Annotated in this window: 11 protein-coding genes; 4 read left to right on the forward strand and 7 right to left on the reverse strand. The window is 54.4% G+C overall.

Translation table 11 applies throughout. From position 1 onward, the window contains the following. Nucleotides 1-111: 111 nt before the first annotated feature. Nucleotides 112-1,806, reverse strand: coding sequence for a nitrate/nitrite two-component system sensor histidine kinase NarQ (narQ, locus tag AC0XWG_RS13810; protein WP_134707686.1), 1,695 nt, complete (start codon nt 1,804-1,806; stop codon nt 112-114). Nucleotides 1,807-1,958: 152 nt separating this feature from the next. Here narQ and aegA point away from each other — a divergent pair, with 152 nt between their 5' ends. The 3 genes from aegA (at nt 1,959) to AC0XWG_RS13825 (ending at nt 5,739) form a co-directional block, all read left to right on the forward strand. Further along, nucleotides 1,959-3,935 (forward strand): formate-dependent uric acid utilization protein AegA, encoded by a 1,977-nt coding sequence (gene aegA, locus AC0XWG_RS13815; RefSeq protein ID WP_475680717.1) that lies wholly within the window; start codon nt 1,959-1,961, stop codon nt 3,933-3,935. Nucleotides 3,936-4,000: 65 nt separating this feature from the next. Continuing rightward, nucleotides 4,001-4,594 carry a GDP-mannose pyrophosphatase NudK gene (nudK, locus tag AC0XWG_RS13820; protein WP_028016145.1) on the forward strand — a complete coding sequence of 198 codons (594 nt, stop codon included), beginning with the start codon at nt 4,001-4,003 and terminating at the stop codon, nt 4,592-4,594. A gap of 101 nt (nt 4,595-4,695) precedes the next feature. After that, entirely contained in the window at nt 4,696-5,739 is a 1,044-nt protein-coding gene (locus tag AC0XWG_RS13825; protein WP_028016146.1) for a DUF1176 domain-containing protein, read from the forward strand. On the opposite strand, the gene ygjK is transcribed toward AC0XWG_RS13825, so the two are convergent. The 6 genes from ygjK to ebgR form a co-directional block, all read right to left on the reverse strand. After that, nucleotides 5,736-8,081, reverse strand: coding sequence for an alpha-glucosidase (ygjK, locus tag AC0XWG_RS13830; protein ID WP_475680718.1), 2,346 nt, complete (start codon nt 8,079-8,081; stop codon nt 5,736-5,738). The two genes, AC0XWG_RS13825 and ygjK, sit on opposite strands and share 4 nt — an antisense overlap. Before the next feature lie 13 nt (nt 8,082-8,094). Next, complete coding sequence (gene ygjJ, locus AC0XWG_RS13835; RefSeq protein WP_028016148.1) at nt 8,095-9,153, reverse strand: protein YgjJ; 1,059 nt, start codon at nt 9,151-9,153, stop codon at nt 8,095-8,097. A 38-nt stretch (nt 9,154-9,191) separates the two neighbouring features. Next, complete coding sequence (locus AC0XWG_RS13840) at nt 9,192-10,628, reverse strand: amino acid permease (protein WP_028016149.1); 1,437 nt, start codon at nt 10,626-10,628, stop codon at nt 9,192-9,194. A gap of 56 nt (nt 10,629-10,684) precedes the next feature. Next, the gene (locus AC0XWG_RS13845) at nt 10,685-11,134 is read right to left on the reverse strand and encodes a beta-galactosidase subunit beta (RefSeq protein WP_108090864.1); all 450 of its coding nucleotides are present in this window, start codon (nt 11,132-11,134) and stop codon (nt 10,685-10,687) included. Beyond that, nucleotides 11,131-14,214, reverse strand: coding sequence for a beta-galactosidase subunit alpha (gene ebgA, locus AC0XWG_RS13850; protein WP_475680719.1), 3,084 nt, complete (start codon nt 14,212-14,214; stop codon nt 11,131-11,133). The genes AC0XWG_RS13845 and ebgA overlap by 4 nt, the downstream gene beginning before the upstream one ends. A gap of 146 nt (nt 14,215-14,360) precedes the next feature. Continuing rightward, entirely contained in the window at nt 14,361-15,344 is a 984-nt protein-coding gene (gene ebgR / locus AC0XWG_RS13855; RefSeq protein ID WP_475680720.1) for a transcriptional regulator EbgR, read from the reverse strand. A gap of 137 nt (nt 15,345-15,481) precedes the next feature. Between ebgR and AC0XWG_RS13860 the strand changes: the two genes are divergently transcribed. After that, nucleotides 15,482-15,814, forward strand: a complete 333-nt coding sequence (locus tag AC0XWG_RS13860) for a tRNA-binding protein (RefSeq protein WP_049007822.1) — start codon at nt 15,482-15,484, stop codon at nt 15,812-15,814. The last annotated feature ends 51 nt before the right edge of the window (nt 15,815-15,865 follow it).

Genomic DNA, 15,865 nt, shown 5'->3' on the forward strand with positions numbered 1-15,865 from the left:
TATTGTTTATTGCCTGCATCACTTTAGCGGCAAGACGAAGACCAAACGTGGAGAAATAAAGGAGATAATGTAAATTATCATGCGCTTTTTCCTGCGCTTCCCCCTTTACCGTTATTTACCTGTTAACGGCGTGGGGACCGGGAACGTCACGCTGACCAGCGTGCCGCCGTTTTGCGGCTGCGAAAAGTGCAGCATTCCTCCGAGCCGTTGCGCGCGTTCACGCATAATATTCAACCCGTAGTGTCCCGCTGGTTCGCTGGCTTCGCCAATCCCGATGCCGTTGTCACGAATGCTGACGCTGTGCGTGCCATCCACGGAGGTCACGCAACTGACGGTAATTTCACTGGCTTGTGCATGTTTAATCGCATTCAGCACCGCCTCACGCACGATCTGTAACAGATGCACCTGCTTTTGCGCATCAAGTGCCAGCGAGGAGAGACGACAGTCAAGATGCAGCTTTGCCTGCGTCTGGCTCTGCAGAACGTCGAGAGACTCCTGGAGTGCCGCAGGTAAATTTGCGTGGTTGAGCGTCAGGCGGAAGGTGGTGAGCAGCTCCCGCAGTTGATGCCAGGCGTTGTTCAGCTCGCGGGAAAAGTCGGTGATGATGGTCTGAGCCGGGGCATTGTCCTGCGGCACCGCATGTTTCAGCAGCGTGAGCTGGATCCGCAGATACGACAGCACCTGCGCCAGCGAATCATGGAGTTCACGGGCGATGGTTGCGCGCTCTTCCATCAGCAGCAGCTGCTGGTAATGTTTTTGCGCCTCGTTAAAGTACAGCCCGCGTCCGAGCATCGTCGCCACACTTCTCATCAGCGGGAGAGGAACGCTGTCCGTCTCACTTTGCCAGCGCAGCTCACCATACAGCGTATCCTGCATCAGCACCGGCAGGTTTTGCAGTGGAATACCGCTCGTTTCTGTTCCTTCACACAGCCGCCAGTCATCGCTGGTGCGTAATTCCAGATAATTCATCTGCGTATAGTCATGGACGATCTGCAGGATATGCCGGAAACACAGGCTGTCAATCTGCCCGGTGTTCAACGCCTGAGAGCATTTGAACAGCATTTCGAGCTGCTGATGGGCTTCATGCAAATGTCGCGTCTTTTCCGCCACCGAGGCTTCAAGCGAACGATAGAGAGTATGTAACTCGGCTGACATATGGTTGAAGGCGCGGGAGAGTTGGCCCAGTTCATTCGGCAGTGCGGTATCCGGGGCAGGGGTCTCAAATTCCCCTCGCTCAATCCGCTCGCTTGCCGCGACAAGATTGTTAAGCGGCAGCACTACCTGACGACGGATGCGTCGCAGGGTAAACAGCGTCAGGAGCAGGATCCCAAGCGCGCCAGCCAGAGAGAGCAGGGTGACCGTCTGGATTTTATGTTCGGTGTAGTGCTGGAGGGCGAGCACAAAGGCATCAATACGGCCGACAAAATCTTCAATGTGGCTTTGATACCACGCGATGTCGCCGTGCGCGATGCGCGTATCCATCTCCAGCCAGGCGACGTGCAGCTGCTGATAGCGCTGTTTGACGTTGTCCGGTACGTACCAGCGGTTCAACTTTTCTAATGCCGGGGCGCTTAATGTCTTCTGCCAGTTCTCGCGGTGCGCCGCCAGAGACGGGCTGTTTCCCTGCATCTCATAGCCCAGGCGGTAGCTCTGCATGCGCAGTGAACCTGCGATGTTGATGGCTTCGGCATCTCGCTGGCTACTGGCCAGCGTCAGCAGCGCAGCGCTGCTTGTCAGAATGGATAACGCAATAATCGAAACGAAAGCCCAGGCAAGGCTGCCGGAAACAGGTCGTTTAACGGTCACAGAACGGCCCTCTGAATAAAATTGATCTGCCACAGGTTCACTTGAAATAGTTTGGCGTCCTGGGCATTTGAACATTGCCCGATCGCGCCGTAATGCGTAAATACCCTATTCATACAAAGAATAAGGTTATTGAACCAAAAACAGGTGTGGTTATGAATCGTTTTATTATGGCTAACGGCCAGCAATGCATTGGGTGTCGGGCCTGCGAAGTGGCCTGCGTGATGGCGCACAACGGCGAGCAGCATGTCCTGAGCGAGCGCCATTTTCATCCTCGTATCACGGTCCTGAAATCTGGCGAGACGAGAAGCCCCGTTACCTGCCATCACTGTGAAGCTGCACCTTGCGCGCAAAGTTGCCCGAACGGCGCCATCAGCAAATGCGATGACAGCGTACAGGTGAATCAACAAAAATGCATCGGTTGTAAAGCCTGCGTGGTGGCTTGCCCGTTTGGCACGATGGAGATTATCGTCACCCCGCTTGAAAACGGCAGCGTGAAGGCATCGGCGAATAAGTGCGATCTCTGCCTGACGCGCTCGCAAGGCCCGGCCTGTATTGAAAATTGCCCGGCAGATGTCCTTTCGCTGGCGACGTCTGCCGTGCTGGATAATCTGGCCAAATCGCGCCGACAGCGCACTGCCAGTCTGGAGGCGCAGCCCTGGCATGCGGAGGCTGTCAGAGAGGTTATTTCGCAAACCAAACTGCAGCGGATGCAAACGACCCCGCCACGCGGTGAACCTGACAAGCTTACTGCCGCAGAACGCGTTAACCATTTTAACGAAATTTACCTGCCGTTCCGGGCTGCACAGGCCAGTCGTGAGGCATCTCGATGCCTGAAGTGCGGAGAGCACAGCATCTGCGAGTGGACCTGTCCGCTGCACAACCACATCCCGCAGTGGATTGAGCGCGTCAATGCGGGGGATATTGCGGGTGCCGTTGAGCTTTCTCATCAGACCAACTGTTTACCCGAAATTACCGGTCGCGTCTGTCCGCAGGACCGATTATGTGAAGGGGCCTGCACGCTGCACGATAGCGCGGGTTCAGTCACCATAGGGAATATTGAGCGCTATATTTCTGACCAGGCGCTGGCGATGGGCTGGAGACCGGATATGAGCGGCGTTACTCCGGTGGACAAGCGGGTTGCGATTATCGGGGCAGGGCCTGCCGGGCTGGCCTGCGCCGATGTGCTGGTGCGTAATGGTGTCAGCGTGACGGTTTATGACAGGCATCCGGAAATTGGCGGTTTGCTGACCTTTGGTATCCCGGCATTCAAGCTCGACAAATCACTGCTCGCGCGACGCAGAGAGATATTTACCGCGATGGGGATCCGCTTCGAGCTGAACTGCGAGGTAGGCCAGGACGTGTCGATGTCTCAGTTGCAGGACGACTTTGATGCGCTGTTTATTGGCGTGGGAACCTATCGCTCGATGAAAGCGGGGATACCGCATGAAGACGCGCCAGGCGTCTATGACGCATTGCCTTTCCTTGTGGGCAACACGCGCCATGTTATGGGGCTGGAGGCGACGGCCAGTGAACCGTTTATTGATACTCACGGGTTAAACGTCGTGGTGCTTGGGGGAGGAGACACGGCGATGGACTGCGTCCGTACTGCGTTACGCCACGGCGCGGCGAAAGTCACCTGCGCCTATCGTCGGGATGAGGCCAATATGCCCGGCTCGAAGAAAGAGGTGAAGAATGCCAAAGAAGAGGGCGCGGCGTTTGAATTTAACGTCCAGCCGGTTGAGTTGACGCGTGATCCAGACGGCAAGGTCAATGGCATCCGGATGCTGCGTACCGAACTCGGCGAACCGGATGCGCAGGGACGGCGTCGACCTGTTCCGGTGGCGGGCAGTGAGTTTGTGATGCCTGCTGATGCAGCGATCATGGCGTTTGGTTTTAATCCACACGCGATGCCGTGGCTGCAGGCGCAGGGTGTCGAAATGGATGACTGGGGGCGAATTGTGGCCTCGGTAGAGAGTCATTATCGTTACCAGACGACCAACCCGAAAATCTTCGCGGGTGGCGATGCGGTGCGTGGGGCGGATCTGGTGGTGACCGCGATGGCGGAAGGGCGTCATGCGGCACAAGGAATACTCGACTGGCTTGGGGTTGGCGCGTTCAAACATCATTAACCGGCGGGCGACAAAGCGGGAGCCACGGCGTAGTATAGGACGACTCATTGCGCCGTGGAGCCCGTATGACCCTGAAAATTGACGTTATCAAAGACAAAATTCTCTCTGAAAACTACTTTGTCCTGCGTAACATCACCTATGATCTTACACGTAACAACGGTGAAGTGATCCGCCACAAACGCGAGGTCTATGACCGCGGTAATGGGGCAACCATTTTGCTCTATAACCGTGAAAAGCAGAGCGTGGTGCTGATCCGTCAGTTCCGGGTTGCAACATGGGTTAATGGCAACCCTGATGGTCGTTTGATTGAAACCTGTGCCGGCCTGCTTGATGATGACGAGCCGGAAGTGTGTATCCGCAAAGAGGCCGTAGAAGAGACCGGCTTCGAAGTGGGTGAGGTCAAAAAGGTCTTCGAGCTGTTTATGTCCCCAGGCGGCGTAACGGAAATTGTGCATTTCTTCATTGCGGAATACAGCGATGCGCAGCGGACTCACCGGGGCGGTGGTGTCGAAGATGAAGATATCGAAGTGCTGGAGCTCCCCTTTTCTCGTGCGCTGGAGATGATGCGTTCAGGCGAAATCAGGGATGGCAAGGCTGTGATATTATTGCAGTATTTACAAACAACCGGGCTGATGGACACTGCTTTCGAACGGATGTAGATGATTTTTCGGGTATATCTGATAAATCCGATTGAGCAACCCCGGTGGTAACCCGAAGATACTGCCCAGTTAAGCGTTTTCGTTCCGGGATTGTGTCATTCATGCGCTACAGTGTTTTTTTATTCTCCCTCTTCTGCGTGCTCTTCGCTCCGCTGGTGCGGGCTGCGCCTGCTCAGCAGGCATTTTCTGACTGGCAGGTGACCTGCAATAACCAGAATTTCTGTCTGGCACGCAATACGGGTGAACACCGTGGTCTGGTTATGACGCTCACCCGAAGCGCCGGGGCGAAAACGGATGCAACGCTGCGCATCGATCTCGGCGGTCTTGACGCCCCCTCTGTTAAAGAGCCGGATATTGCTCCCCGATTACTGCTGGATAACGTTCCCCTTAAGCTGGACAAACAGCACTGGCAGCTCACGCCATGGCATTTGAAAACGGACGATGCCGCCACCGTTACCGCCTTTTTGAAAAACATCCAGGAAGGGAAATCCCTGACCATGCGCGACGGCAAGCAGGTGATTTCCCTGAGCGGTCTGAAAGCGGCGTTGCTGTTCATTGATGCGCAGCAAAAGCGCGTCGGGAGCGAAACCGCGTGGATCAAGAAAGGTGACGACCCGCCGTTAAGCGTTCCACCCGCTCCAGCTTTAAAAAAGGTGTCGGTCGTCAACCCGACACCGACGCCGCTCTCCCACGCCGAACTGAACGACCTGCTGGACTATGGTACCGGACGGATGAACAGCAACCAGTGCTCTCTGGATCCTAACCGCCGGGAAGTGCGCGTCACCGCGTTAACCGATGACAAAGCGCTGCTGATCGTCAGCTGCGAGGCGGGGGCTTATAATACCGTCGATCTGGCGTGGCTGGTCTCACGTAAAAAACCGTTCACCGCCCGCAGCGTCAGGCTGCGTCTGCCCTTTACGCCATCAAGTGACGACAGCGAAATGGAATTGATGAATGCCAGCTTCGATGAGAAGACGCGCGAGCTGACAACGCTCGCGCTGGGTCGTGGTTTGGGAGATTGTGGTGTCCAGACGCGCTGGCGTTTTGACGGCCAGCGTTTTCGCCTGGTGCGCTATGCCGAGGAGCCGAGTTGCGATAACTGGAATCGACCCGACGCCTGGCCCACGTTGTGGATCACCCGTTAGTTTCTCCGGAAAAAGTCGTTATACAGCATGTACAGATGTGCCGCGCTCCACGAGAAGTTGGGTGCGCCTTGCTGTGCCCCGGTCAGCGGGTTGTAGTTTTCCTGAATTGGACCATCAGACGTTAACCCCTTCGCGTGTTTAAAGAAGTTATCTGCCAGCGTTCGTGCCTGTTCCCGATAGCCGTAGCGTTCCATCCCTTTGAGTCCAAACCAGAACTGGTCGACCCAGACGCGACCACGCCAGTAGATATCCGGACCAAATGCCGGGTTGGTTAGTGCGGCAGTCCCGAGCGGCACATACGTGTTGAACTCTTTCGGATCCAGCATCACCTTCACCACGGCATCAGCATGTTCCTGGGTTGCTGCACCGTTAAACAGAGGAGACCAGCCTTCCGGCCCTTTACCGCGCTCGGTGATAGGTTTGCCCGCACAGCCATTCTCAAGCGGTTTATCCTCAATGCGAATGTCATAGTAAAAACCGCTGTTCGCATCGAACATACAGGTATTGATGTAGGTCGCGAGTTTATCCGCCAGCTGACGGTAGTGGCTGGCATCCTGCTCTTTACCCAGCAGGCTCGCCATTTGTGCCAGATAGTGATTATCGCTGTACATATAACTCGCCTGGTCGACGGACTCCTGGAGTAATGAGTAACCCAGCAGATCGCCTTCTTTACTTCGGTTTTCGGCAAACTTTACTATCCAGTCGCTGCGTTTTCCGCCTTTTGCGACATAGTTATCCAGCTGCGTTTTATCTATAAATCCGAACACGGCGGCGTCATCACGTCCGGACTCCCACGAGGCGGCAACCTGCGCCGGGATCTCCAGACTGTCGTAATGCCCTTTTTCGATTACCCGGGCGTAGTTATTCAGTCCGGAAAGCGGCTCCTCCTTATCGCCTTTTTTCACCGTAAACAGCATGTCACCGCTGGCGGTGTTATGGGCTTTGTCACGCGTCGCACCGTACTCCGGCACACCGTTACCATTATGGTCACGGTTACGCAGCCACCAGTCATGGTAGGCCACCAGTTTAGGGTACATCTCTGCCAGCCAGGCCTTGTCATGTGTGGTGTTGTATACCTCCATCACCGACCATGCCGCCAGGCTCGGTTTGGTGTTTCGTTCGTTCCAGTTGCCACCGTCACCGCCGCGTTCCGGGCTCAGGTTCCAGGCGATAAGATCCGGCACAAATCCGGCATCCTGAGGGCGCACCGGATCGCCGGGTTTAATCTGCCAGGAGAACACCGCGCGAATATTCTCTTTGGCGATATCCGGGTTGAAATGCGACATGGCAAAGGCCTGTTTCCAGGTGTCCCACGGCCAGGTCTGGTTGCCGGAGAACCAGCGTCCGGTCACGGAGGGCGTCACCGTGTTAAAACGTACTGCACCACCCGGTGAACGCCAGTTACCGTTCAGCGTCTCGATGGCCTTCACCGCGACACGAGTTTGCTCTGGTGTCGCATTCGGGTTGGTGAGTCCCTTTTGTAAATATCCCTCCCAGCGTGTTTGCGAGGCGCTCATGAACCAGGCGGGCCGCGCCAGAATATCGCGAATTTTCGGCTGCTCGTGCGCAACGTCGTCAGCATTCAACAGATGGGAGTAGGTGGTGTACAGCGTGGTGCTGCCGGAAATGTGTGCCCGACTGATAAAGCGATGACCGTCGACGGTGGTATCGATCGGGATTGATTTATGCACCTGATATTCGGAACTGCCGGAGGTGAGGAGATCCCAAGTGGATCGCACTTTACCAAACGTCACCTTCAGGCCGTCACGGGTGGGAACCATTTTGCGCTGATAATCGGGATACGCGCCGTCTACGGTCTTATCCGAAAGCGGTTTGCCCTCTTTGGCCTCAAGTTTTTCCAGCAGCTCGCCATCCCATACCAGGTCCAGTGGCGTCTTGCTCGTAATCTGCGTTTCTAGCAATGAGGTGCGCGCGGTTGCGAAACGTAGCGTCATTTCGATTTGCACATCTTTCGCGCTCAGCTTTTGCACCAACGCGCCGGGAAGACTGAAAGCCTCAAGGGTGAAATCCACTTTTTTACCGTTTTGGTACACGCTCAGGCGATCAAAATTCGTCGCCATAAAGTTGATGTACTCTTCGGTGAGCAGCGCTACGCCAGGAAATCCTCCCTGGGTTTGCGGTCCGTCAGGCAGCAGATGCCCATGCCAGGCACCCAAATCGAAAAAGGGGTTAAAACGCTGGTGGTCGTCAGCGTCGAAATCGTGCATATACTGCGGCGCACCGGTGCGGTTAATCACGTTTTTAAAGTCATTTGCCGTGGTGGCGTGGGCTGAAAAACTCAATACCAGCGCGCAGGCCAGCGGCGTAAGACAGAATTTCATGGGGAAGATCCTTTTACCAGTAGAAGTATTGCATCAGGAAGACCCGATCGCTTGGGTCGCCTGAGGCATTTTTCATATAGAAGCGGCTGTCCGCTGCGGTGGCAAAGCGCCCTCCGCCGTACTCGTACCAGATACCGAACTGCATAAAGGACGTCGTTTCGTCCCCGCCATTGTCCGGACGGTGTTTGGCATAGCTATAGGCGGTAGAAAGGTAGACGCCTTTTAGCGCTTCCACCATGGCGCTGACCATATAGCCCGTTTCTGTCCCTGGTACATCTTTACCCCTGGCGCGTCCCGTGTGGTGCCAGGCGCGTGCGGCCAGGTTCGGCGACAACATCCCGGTTAAAAAGAGTTGTCCGGTACCGTCGGTGATTTCCAGACCGTTCATCCAGGTGACATCTTTCGCGATGTCATACTGGAGATAGCCGTTCACCATCGCCGGATAGGTATACTTGTCGTCGTAGCGATCGTATTTGCCGAAATGCAGCCAGGCCTTGCTCTCATCATGATGCCCGGCAGGCGTTGCGGTGATGCTATAGCGCAGATCGCCGGAGAGATTCTGCACCTTGAGGGCATACATTATGTCGCGGGTGTTAGGGATCACGTAGCCCAGATCCGGGGTGAAATCTCCCCACCACTGCAGGTCATCCAGAGAAGAGTCCTGGCGCAGGCTCAGCATAATTTCGGTGCTGTTAGCGGTTTTGTAGCCGCCGTAAACACGGTTAAGCCCCCCTTCGAAACCACCCCAACTGTGGTCTGGTACCCAGGCGTTACCTTGACTATCGGCCTGAACGGTCCAGCCTTCGCCATAAATCAGGCCGAACCAGTTCCCGTGCTTCATCTCCAGACCGCCCTCAATATAGGTACCGTCACTGTATTTATGTTTATTCTTACCCTCCAGATCCATATAGCCGCCGATACCCAGTTCACCATAAAAGCGAAATGAAGAGGTGGTGAGTTCCGGTGTTTTGGTATCGTCGTGTTCAGCGGGTCGGGCTTCTTCTGCGGCAAATGCGGGGCAGCAGAAAGAGAGGGCAGCGAGTGCCCCAATTGTTTTCTCTTTAATTTTCATGCACTCATCCCAAAGAAAGAAAATCCATGCCTTCGGTGTTAATGAATATTTGAGGCAGGTGAGGCTTCAATTTGTTGTTGTTCTTTTGATAATCCTTTGACGTATTTGCTGTATTTCCACCAGGCAAATCCGAGGAATAAAACGATCCCTCCGACGTTATAGAAAATAATCGTCAGAATATTGCCACCGGTGGGGAAGGTTGAGGCCACAAAGCCGATAGCAAAAATCACAATCAGCATCGACACCACCACCATACCCATGGTGCGTGAGCCCATTTTGAAATCGCGCGGCAGGTGGTCGAGCTTACGACGCAGGTTCAGGTAGGCCAGCATAATGAACAGCGGCGGCAGCATGGAGGCGGCGGCGGTCATATTGATGACGGTGTTCATCAGCTCCTGAGCGGTATTTGAACCCATTGTGGGAATAATCATCAACGGGATCACAATGAGATACTGGATCCACGCCGCACGGGCCGGTACGCCATTTTCGTTCAGCGCCACGGTTTTTGGGCCAAAAATTCCGGTTGGGATCTCAGAGAAGAAGATTTTTACCGGCGTTGCGGTCCACATCAGCAGAGAACCGAACATCGCAGTAAAGGAAACCAGGCCGACAAAGCGGTTCATCAGGACTTCCGGCAGCCCAAACCACACCGCCAGACCGTGGAACACCTGAACCGAACCGCCGGTAAATTTCAGTTCTTTACTGCTGATAAAGACGTTAATCAACACCGAGGAGATGGAGTACAGCACGCCGATGAAAATCCCCGCCAGAATAATCACCTTCACGAAGGATTTAGAGCCACCTTTAACGTCGTTGACATAGACCGCAACGGATTCCGCGCCACCGGCAGCCATAAATATCCAGGTGGTGATGCCGAGGAAGGCCCAGTTGAAGTTCGGGATCATTGCGTCAACGGTTATCGGGTCGGCTGGCTGCACGCCACCCACCAGCGCAGCGCCGGCCAGCAGGATATAGGAGAGAGTGAGCAGCAGCATCAGTGTGGAGGTCACTGAGGTGATCGGCCCCAGCATTTTCGCCCCGTTGGTGGAGACCCAGGTTGAGAACGCGAACAGCACCATACTCAGTACCGTGGTAGCAAACGGCGTAAGAATGTACTCATAGCCTAAAAAAGCATATGAAGCGTAGGCGATGACGCGCGGTAATAGCGAGGTGAAGAAGAACAGATTCACGAACCAGTAGGTATAGGCGGTAATAAATGCCCAGCGTCCGCCCAGCGAACTTTTCACCCAGGCGTAAACCCCGGCTTCGGAGTTTTTATTCAGTGAGACAAATTCAGCGATAATTAAGCAGAACGGAATGAAATAGAACAGGGTGGCTAAAAAGAACATGGGCGCGGAGGCGAGCCCCAGCTCAATATTGTTATTGATAACATTGTTAAAACTAAACACGGCGGCAAATGTCAGCGACAGCAGGCCGAATTTGCCGATGGTATTGCGTTTGATGGTTTCAGACATAACGTTTCTCCGGGTACAGGGAGGATAGCGGTGCTTCATTGGCACCGCTCACATTTTTATTTGTTATGGAAATAACCGTCTTCGATGGTGACATAGAGGACGACTTTTTTTGTCGGCATGTCGCTGATGAAGCGATACGCCTCGTGATTCTCACAAATCACAACTTGTCCCTCGTGGACCTGAGCGGTGTGACCCACACCTTTCAGGTATTCGCGGTCGGTTTCATCGCGATAGCACTCCACAGCCTGCAGGGATGCTTTCGCGGCGTATTCAATTTTCTGCGTGCCCTGCAGGTAGTAATGCACTTCGAAATAGCGCCGATGACCGACAAATAGCGCGTCGGTACTGGCATCGCAGGAGACGCGGTAGGCCAGCGAATCACCGATCGAGTGGGCTACACCGGGTTGGATGTTGTCGATATTGTTAATCGCTTCAGAACAGCGCTGCCATTTACGCCCCGCACGGTAAAGTTTCTGGAACTGTTCCAGACTGTCGATAACGATCATTGGTCTGCCTCGCTGTGTGAATTCATGGAGAAGAAACCGGTGCCAAACTGATGGTTCGCCAGCGCCTGCGCGGCAGTTTGCCCACCTTCAAGCGGGAGCAGCGTGAAGCCGTAGCGGAACGGTCTGAACCGGACGCGCCAGGAGTCCAGCACTTCGCTTCCCCAGGAGTTAGAGCCTAAACCCAGTACCTGATGGTCAAGGTTGAGGGTGATGTCATCGCAGCGACGCAGTTCGTTGCAGTGTTGTGCTGCGTGGATGTTTTCTGCCGTGTAGTGCCATGCGCTGAAATGGATGGGTTGCTCAGGCACCACCAGCAGGCCGCTGCCGTGACGGTTGGCAAGCGTGGCCCAACGTACCTGCTGGCGGTTGCCGTTGTTCTGCGGGAACGGATAGTTTTCAAACATCTCATCTACCGTGGTGTGCCACAGATCGATGGTGCTGGCCTGTTGGCTGTCCGGATAGTTTTCCCCCGGTCCGCGTCCGTAATAGCTCACCTGGTCAAATTCGCCGTTGATGCCGAGCGTAAAGCCGATGCACGGAATGATGTGTGGATACTCGCCGTAGCGCTCACCGCTCAGTTCAACGTTGATTTGCCCATCGGCGGCGATGCGCCAGCGGTAGGTGCAGCGCATGCCAAAATCAAACACCGGCGGGGCAATCAGCGTACGGGTTGTGATAATGATCGCGTCGTCACGTTGCTCAACCTCGAAACCGCGCAGGTGCTCCTGCATGATCTGCAGGTGGTTGGGTTGCCACAGCCCTTCATACTCTTGCTTGTGGTTATCAATCATCGGCTTGAAGAAGTTAATCTTCGGCTCACGAGTGATGTTCTCTTCGCCGTTTACCTGCCAGGCGCTGAGTTTTCCCGTCACTTTAGAGAAGCTCGCGCGGAAGTTGTGTCCGGTCACGGTGCAGCTCAGGCGATCCTCTTCCAGATGAAGTGGCGTCGCGTTGGTATTGATAAGCGGTGTGGCGTGGTTTGTGCGTGCTTTTAACGGGAACTGGTACACAGCGATACCGTGCCCGGCTTCGCTGTAGCGCGTACGGCTATTTTTGCTGATGCGCACGGTCAGGAACGCTTCCCGCTCATCCAGTTCAGGTAAATTCAGGCTTATGCTGCTTTCGCTGTTGGGGGCTACTCCTGTCATCGTCAGTAGCTGGCTGTGCAGGGTTTCACCTTCCGCCCGTACCTCGACGTGCAGGGTGTAATCATCCAGGTTTGTGAACCAGAAGCGGTTTTCTACGCAGAGTTTGCCGTCCTGCCAGCGTAGTTTCACCGGGGCAATCACCTGCTTGTACTCACGCAACCCCGGGCCTGGGGTTTGATCGGAGTAAATCAGCCCGTCAAGGCAGAAGTTGTAGTTATTCGGGTAGTCACCAAAATCTCCACCGTAGGCGTAATACGTATTGCCGCTGGCATCAACCGCCTGAATACCGTGGTCGCACCATTCCCAGACGTAGTGGCCCTGAATGCAGTCGTGACGATCGAACACGTTCTGGTACTCGGTTAACCCGCCGGGACCGTTGCCCATCGCATGAGCGTATTCACAGATAATCCGTGGTTTGGCGTGCGGGTACTCACCGAACAAATTCATCAGCGGTACGCGGGTATACATGGTGGAGATGATATCCACTACCTCGGCATCGCGATCTTCTTCATAGTGCAGCAGTCGCGTGTCATCCAGCGCTTTTGCGGCACGTGCCATGGCGCGAATGTTGCAGCCATAGCCGGATTCGTTTCCGAGCGACCAGATGATGATGGACGGGTGGTTTTTTTGCGCGTGAATGTGGCGCTCAATACGCTCAACATAGACGTGCTCCCATGTCGGATCGTCGGTAATTCGACTCAGGTCGCCAACGTTGGCAAAACCGTGGGATTCCACATCCGTTTCCGCCATCACGAACAGGCCGTAGATATCGCACAACTCATAGAAGCGCGGATCGTTGGGGTAGTGCGCGGTGCGAACCGAGTTGATATTGTGCTGCTTCATCAGGATCAGATCGCGCTCAACGCGATCCATGCCTACCGCACGGCCTTTCAGGTGATCGTTGTCGTGACGGTTTACACCGTGGAGTTTCAGGTAGTGGTTGTTAACGTAGAACAGACCGTCGCGCACTTTGATGTCGCGGAAACCAACGCGCTGTGGGATAACCTCCAGCGTTTGCCCGTTCTCATCTTTTAGCGTCAACACAAGATGATAGAGACAGGGCGATTCTGATGACCACTGCTGAGGCTGTTTGACCTCAATGCTAAAGGTGGTTTCAGTGCTGCGGGACACGGTCAGGCTGTCGGTCGTACCCTGATGAAGTTCGACCTCGCCATCATACAGGGCGTACACCAGCGACACGGTAGAGGCGTGAGGGGCCAGGTTTTCCAGTTCCAGCTGACAGAAAAGGGTCGCATCCTTGTATGACTCGTCAAACGTGGTTTTGATCGTGACGTCGCGGACGTGTGTCGGCGTTTTACCGACCAGATAAACGTCGCGGAAAATCCCTGCGGTCCACCACATGTCCTGATCTTCAATGTAGGTGGAGTCTGCCCACTGCATCACACGCACGCACAGCAGGTTTTGTCCGCTATGTACCGCGTCGCTGATATCAAATTCGGCAGTCAGTCGACTTCCCTTACTGAAACCGATGTAGCGGCCATTCACGTAGACTTCGAAGTAGGTTTCGACGCCGTCAAACTTGATGATTGTCTGTTTGCCCTGCCAGTTGTCTGACAGAGTGAACCAGCGCTGATATGCCCCGGTGGGGTTATCGGTGGGCACCCACGGCACGTCTACCGGGAAGGGGAAACCCTCATCGGTGTATTGCAGTTGACCGTGACCTTCCATCTGCCACATGCCCGGTACGGTAATCTGGCCCCAGTCAGCCATGTACTGTGTGGTGAAGTTTTCCGGTACCAGCAGCGGGTTCGGGAAAAAATGAAAGTTCCACTGGCCGCTTAGCGACAGAAAATGGCTGCTGGCCTCGCGGGCAAAGGTGAGAGCCTGGGCGACAGTGTCATAAGAGAAGAAGTACGCACGCGGCGGAAGCCGGTTTTCATGCGTGAGTTGAATATTTTCCCAGCGATTCATGTGATCTCCCTGTAGGGGTAAAACATCATTGCTGAAGATTTTAGTAAAAATTTTACTAAATAAAATCAGTAAAACTGATTTGCTTTAACTCGATCACGAAATAAAAAAAGCCGGGCATGCCCGGCTGTGTGTTTGAAGAGGGGAAATCAGCGTGTCGTGCCGCGCAGTTTCAGGACGCTTGGCACGAAAACCTGCAGGGGGAGTGCCCGGCCATCACGGGATTTTTCCAGCAGCAGGTTAACGCCCTGACTGCCCATCATTTCGGAATGAATGCGTACGGTGGAAAGCGGCGGGAAGGTGAAGCGGGCGGTTGGGATATCGTTCACGCTAATGAGCGAGATATCCTCCGGGATCGCCAGCCCCTTTTCGTGGATAGCACGTAGTACTCCGATGGCGATGGAGTCTGACGCCACAAACAGCGCGGCAGGCCAGCTCTTCTCAGCCAGCATTTTTTTCGCCAGTTCATACCCGGATGAGCTGGAAAAGCCACCGCGCCAGATATCCTGCTCTGACACAACGCCTTTCAGGCGCCCATATTCCACAAATGCCGCTTCACGGATATCGGCTTTACCAGGTTCATCTTCTCCGCCGATAAAACCGATGCGTTTAACATCCTGATGAATAAAGAAGTCTATGATCTGTTTGCTGATACGGGAGAGGTCGATATCGACGGAGTCGAATTCACTGCTGGGCTCATGGAAATCAATAAAACAGACGTTGTCGGTCAACGCCATCGCAGTGCGGCGAATGGCTGTGGAAGGTTTGCCGACAATCAGTACCCCGGTGAGTTTTTTAATGTCAGGCAGGGTTGTATTGGCGTAACAGTTACTCAGTTCGACACCCAGTTTTTCACACTGTGTCTCAATGCCGTGGCGAATCGCAAGGTAGTAAGGGTCGTTAATCTCCAGCTCTTGCTGATAGCTGTAGAGTGCCAGAATATGTTGCTGACCCACTGCGACAGACTGCATTTTACGGGACGTGGTGCTCTTATATTCCAGCTTTTCAGCAATCTCCAGAATGCGGTGTTTGGTCTCTTCTTTTACGTTCAACGTTGGGTCATCGTTTAAAACCCGGGATACCGTCGCCAGCGAGACGCCAGCCTCCGTCGCGATGTCTTTGAGCGTTGCCATAATTGTCCTTATTCCCCACGTGATAACCCATTGTAAAGGATGCGTTCGGACATGCATCAGTTTTTACTAAATATCCTGCGTGTTGCCTCCCACAAATATCGTGCTAATATTTAGTAAAATTTTACTAAGGAGGGAGCATGGACACGATAACTTACGATGACTTTGCAAAGCTGGAGATCCGCGTGGGGACGATCGTGGACGTTAAACGCCACGCTAACGCAGACAAACTCTATATCGCGCAGATTCATGTGGGCGACAGAACGCTGCAAACCGTCACCAGCCTGGTGCCCTATTACCGGGAAGAGGAGTTGATGGGGAAAGTGGTGGTGGTGCTGTGTAATCTGGCAAAAGCCAAAATGCGCGGCGAGACGTCTGAATGCATGTTGCTCTGTGCGGAGACTGACGATGCCAGCGAAAGCGTGCTGCTAACACCGGAGCGGGCGATAGCGGCAGGGGTAAGAGTGGTGTGAAAAAGCCGGGTGGCGGTTATGCTTTACCCGGCCTTTGTTTCGGACCATGTA

The sequence above is a fragment of the Enterobacter sp. DVT3837 genome, assembly GCF_056238685.1.

What these genes read in the sequence shown, in the direction of transcription:
- AC0XWG_RS13845 (WP_108090864.1), bottom strand. Translation starts at nt 11,134, where the DNA reads ATGATCGTTATCGACAGTCTGGAACAGTTCCAGAAACTTTACCGTGCG.
- aegA (WP_475680717.1), top strand. Translation starts at nt 1,959, where the DNA reads ATGAATCGTTTTATTATGGCTAACGGCCAGCAATGCATTGGGTGTCGG.
- nudK (WP_028016145.1), top strand. Translation starts at nt 4,001, where the DNA reads ATGACCCTGAAAATTGACGTTATCAAAGACAAAATTCTCTCTGAAAAC.
- AC0XWG_RS13840 (WP_028016149.1), bottom strand. Translation starts at nt 10,628, where the DNA reads ATGTCTGAAACCATCAAACGCAATACCATCGGCAAATTCGGCCTGCTG.
- ebgA (WP_475680719.1), bottom strand. Translation starts at nt 14,214, where the DNA reads ATGAATCGCTGGGAAAATATTCAACTCACGCATGAAAACCGGCTTCCG.
- AC0XWG_RS13825 (WP_028016146.1), top strand. Translation starts at nt 4,696, where the DNA reads ATGCGCTACAGTGTTTTTTTATTCTCCCTCTTCTGCGTGCTCTTCGCT.
- ebgR (WP_475680720.1), bottom strand. Translation starts at nt 15,344, where the DNA reads ATGGCAACGCTCAAAGACATCGCGACGGAGGCTGGCGTCTCGCTGGCG.
- ygjJ (WP_028016148.1), bottom strand. Translation starts at nt 9,153, where the DNA reads ATGAAAATTAAAGAGAAAACAATTGGGGCACTCGCTGCCCTCTCTTTC.
- AC0XWG_RS13860 (WP_049007822.1), top strand. Translation starts at nt 15,482, where the DNA reads ATGGACACGATAACTTACGATGACTTTGCAAAGCTGGAGATCCGCGTG.
- ygjK (WP_475680718.1), bottom strand. Translation starts at nt 8,081, where the DNA reads ATGAAATTCTGTCTTACGCCGCTGGCCTGCGCGCTGGTATTGAGTTTT.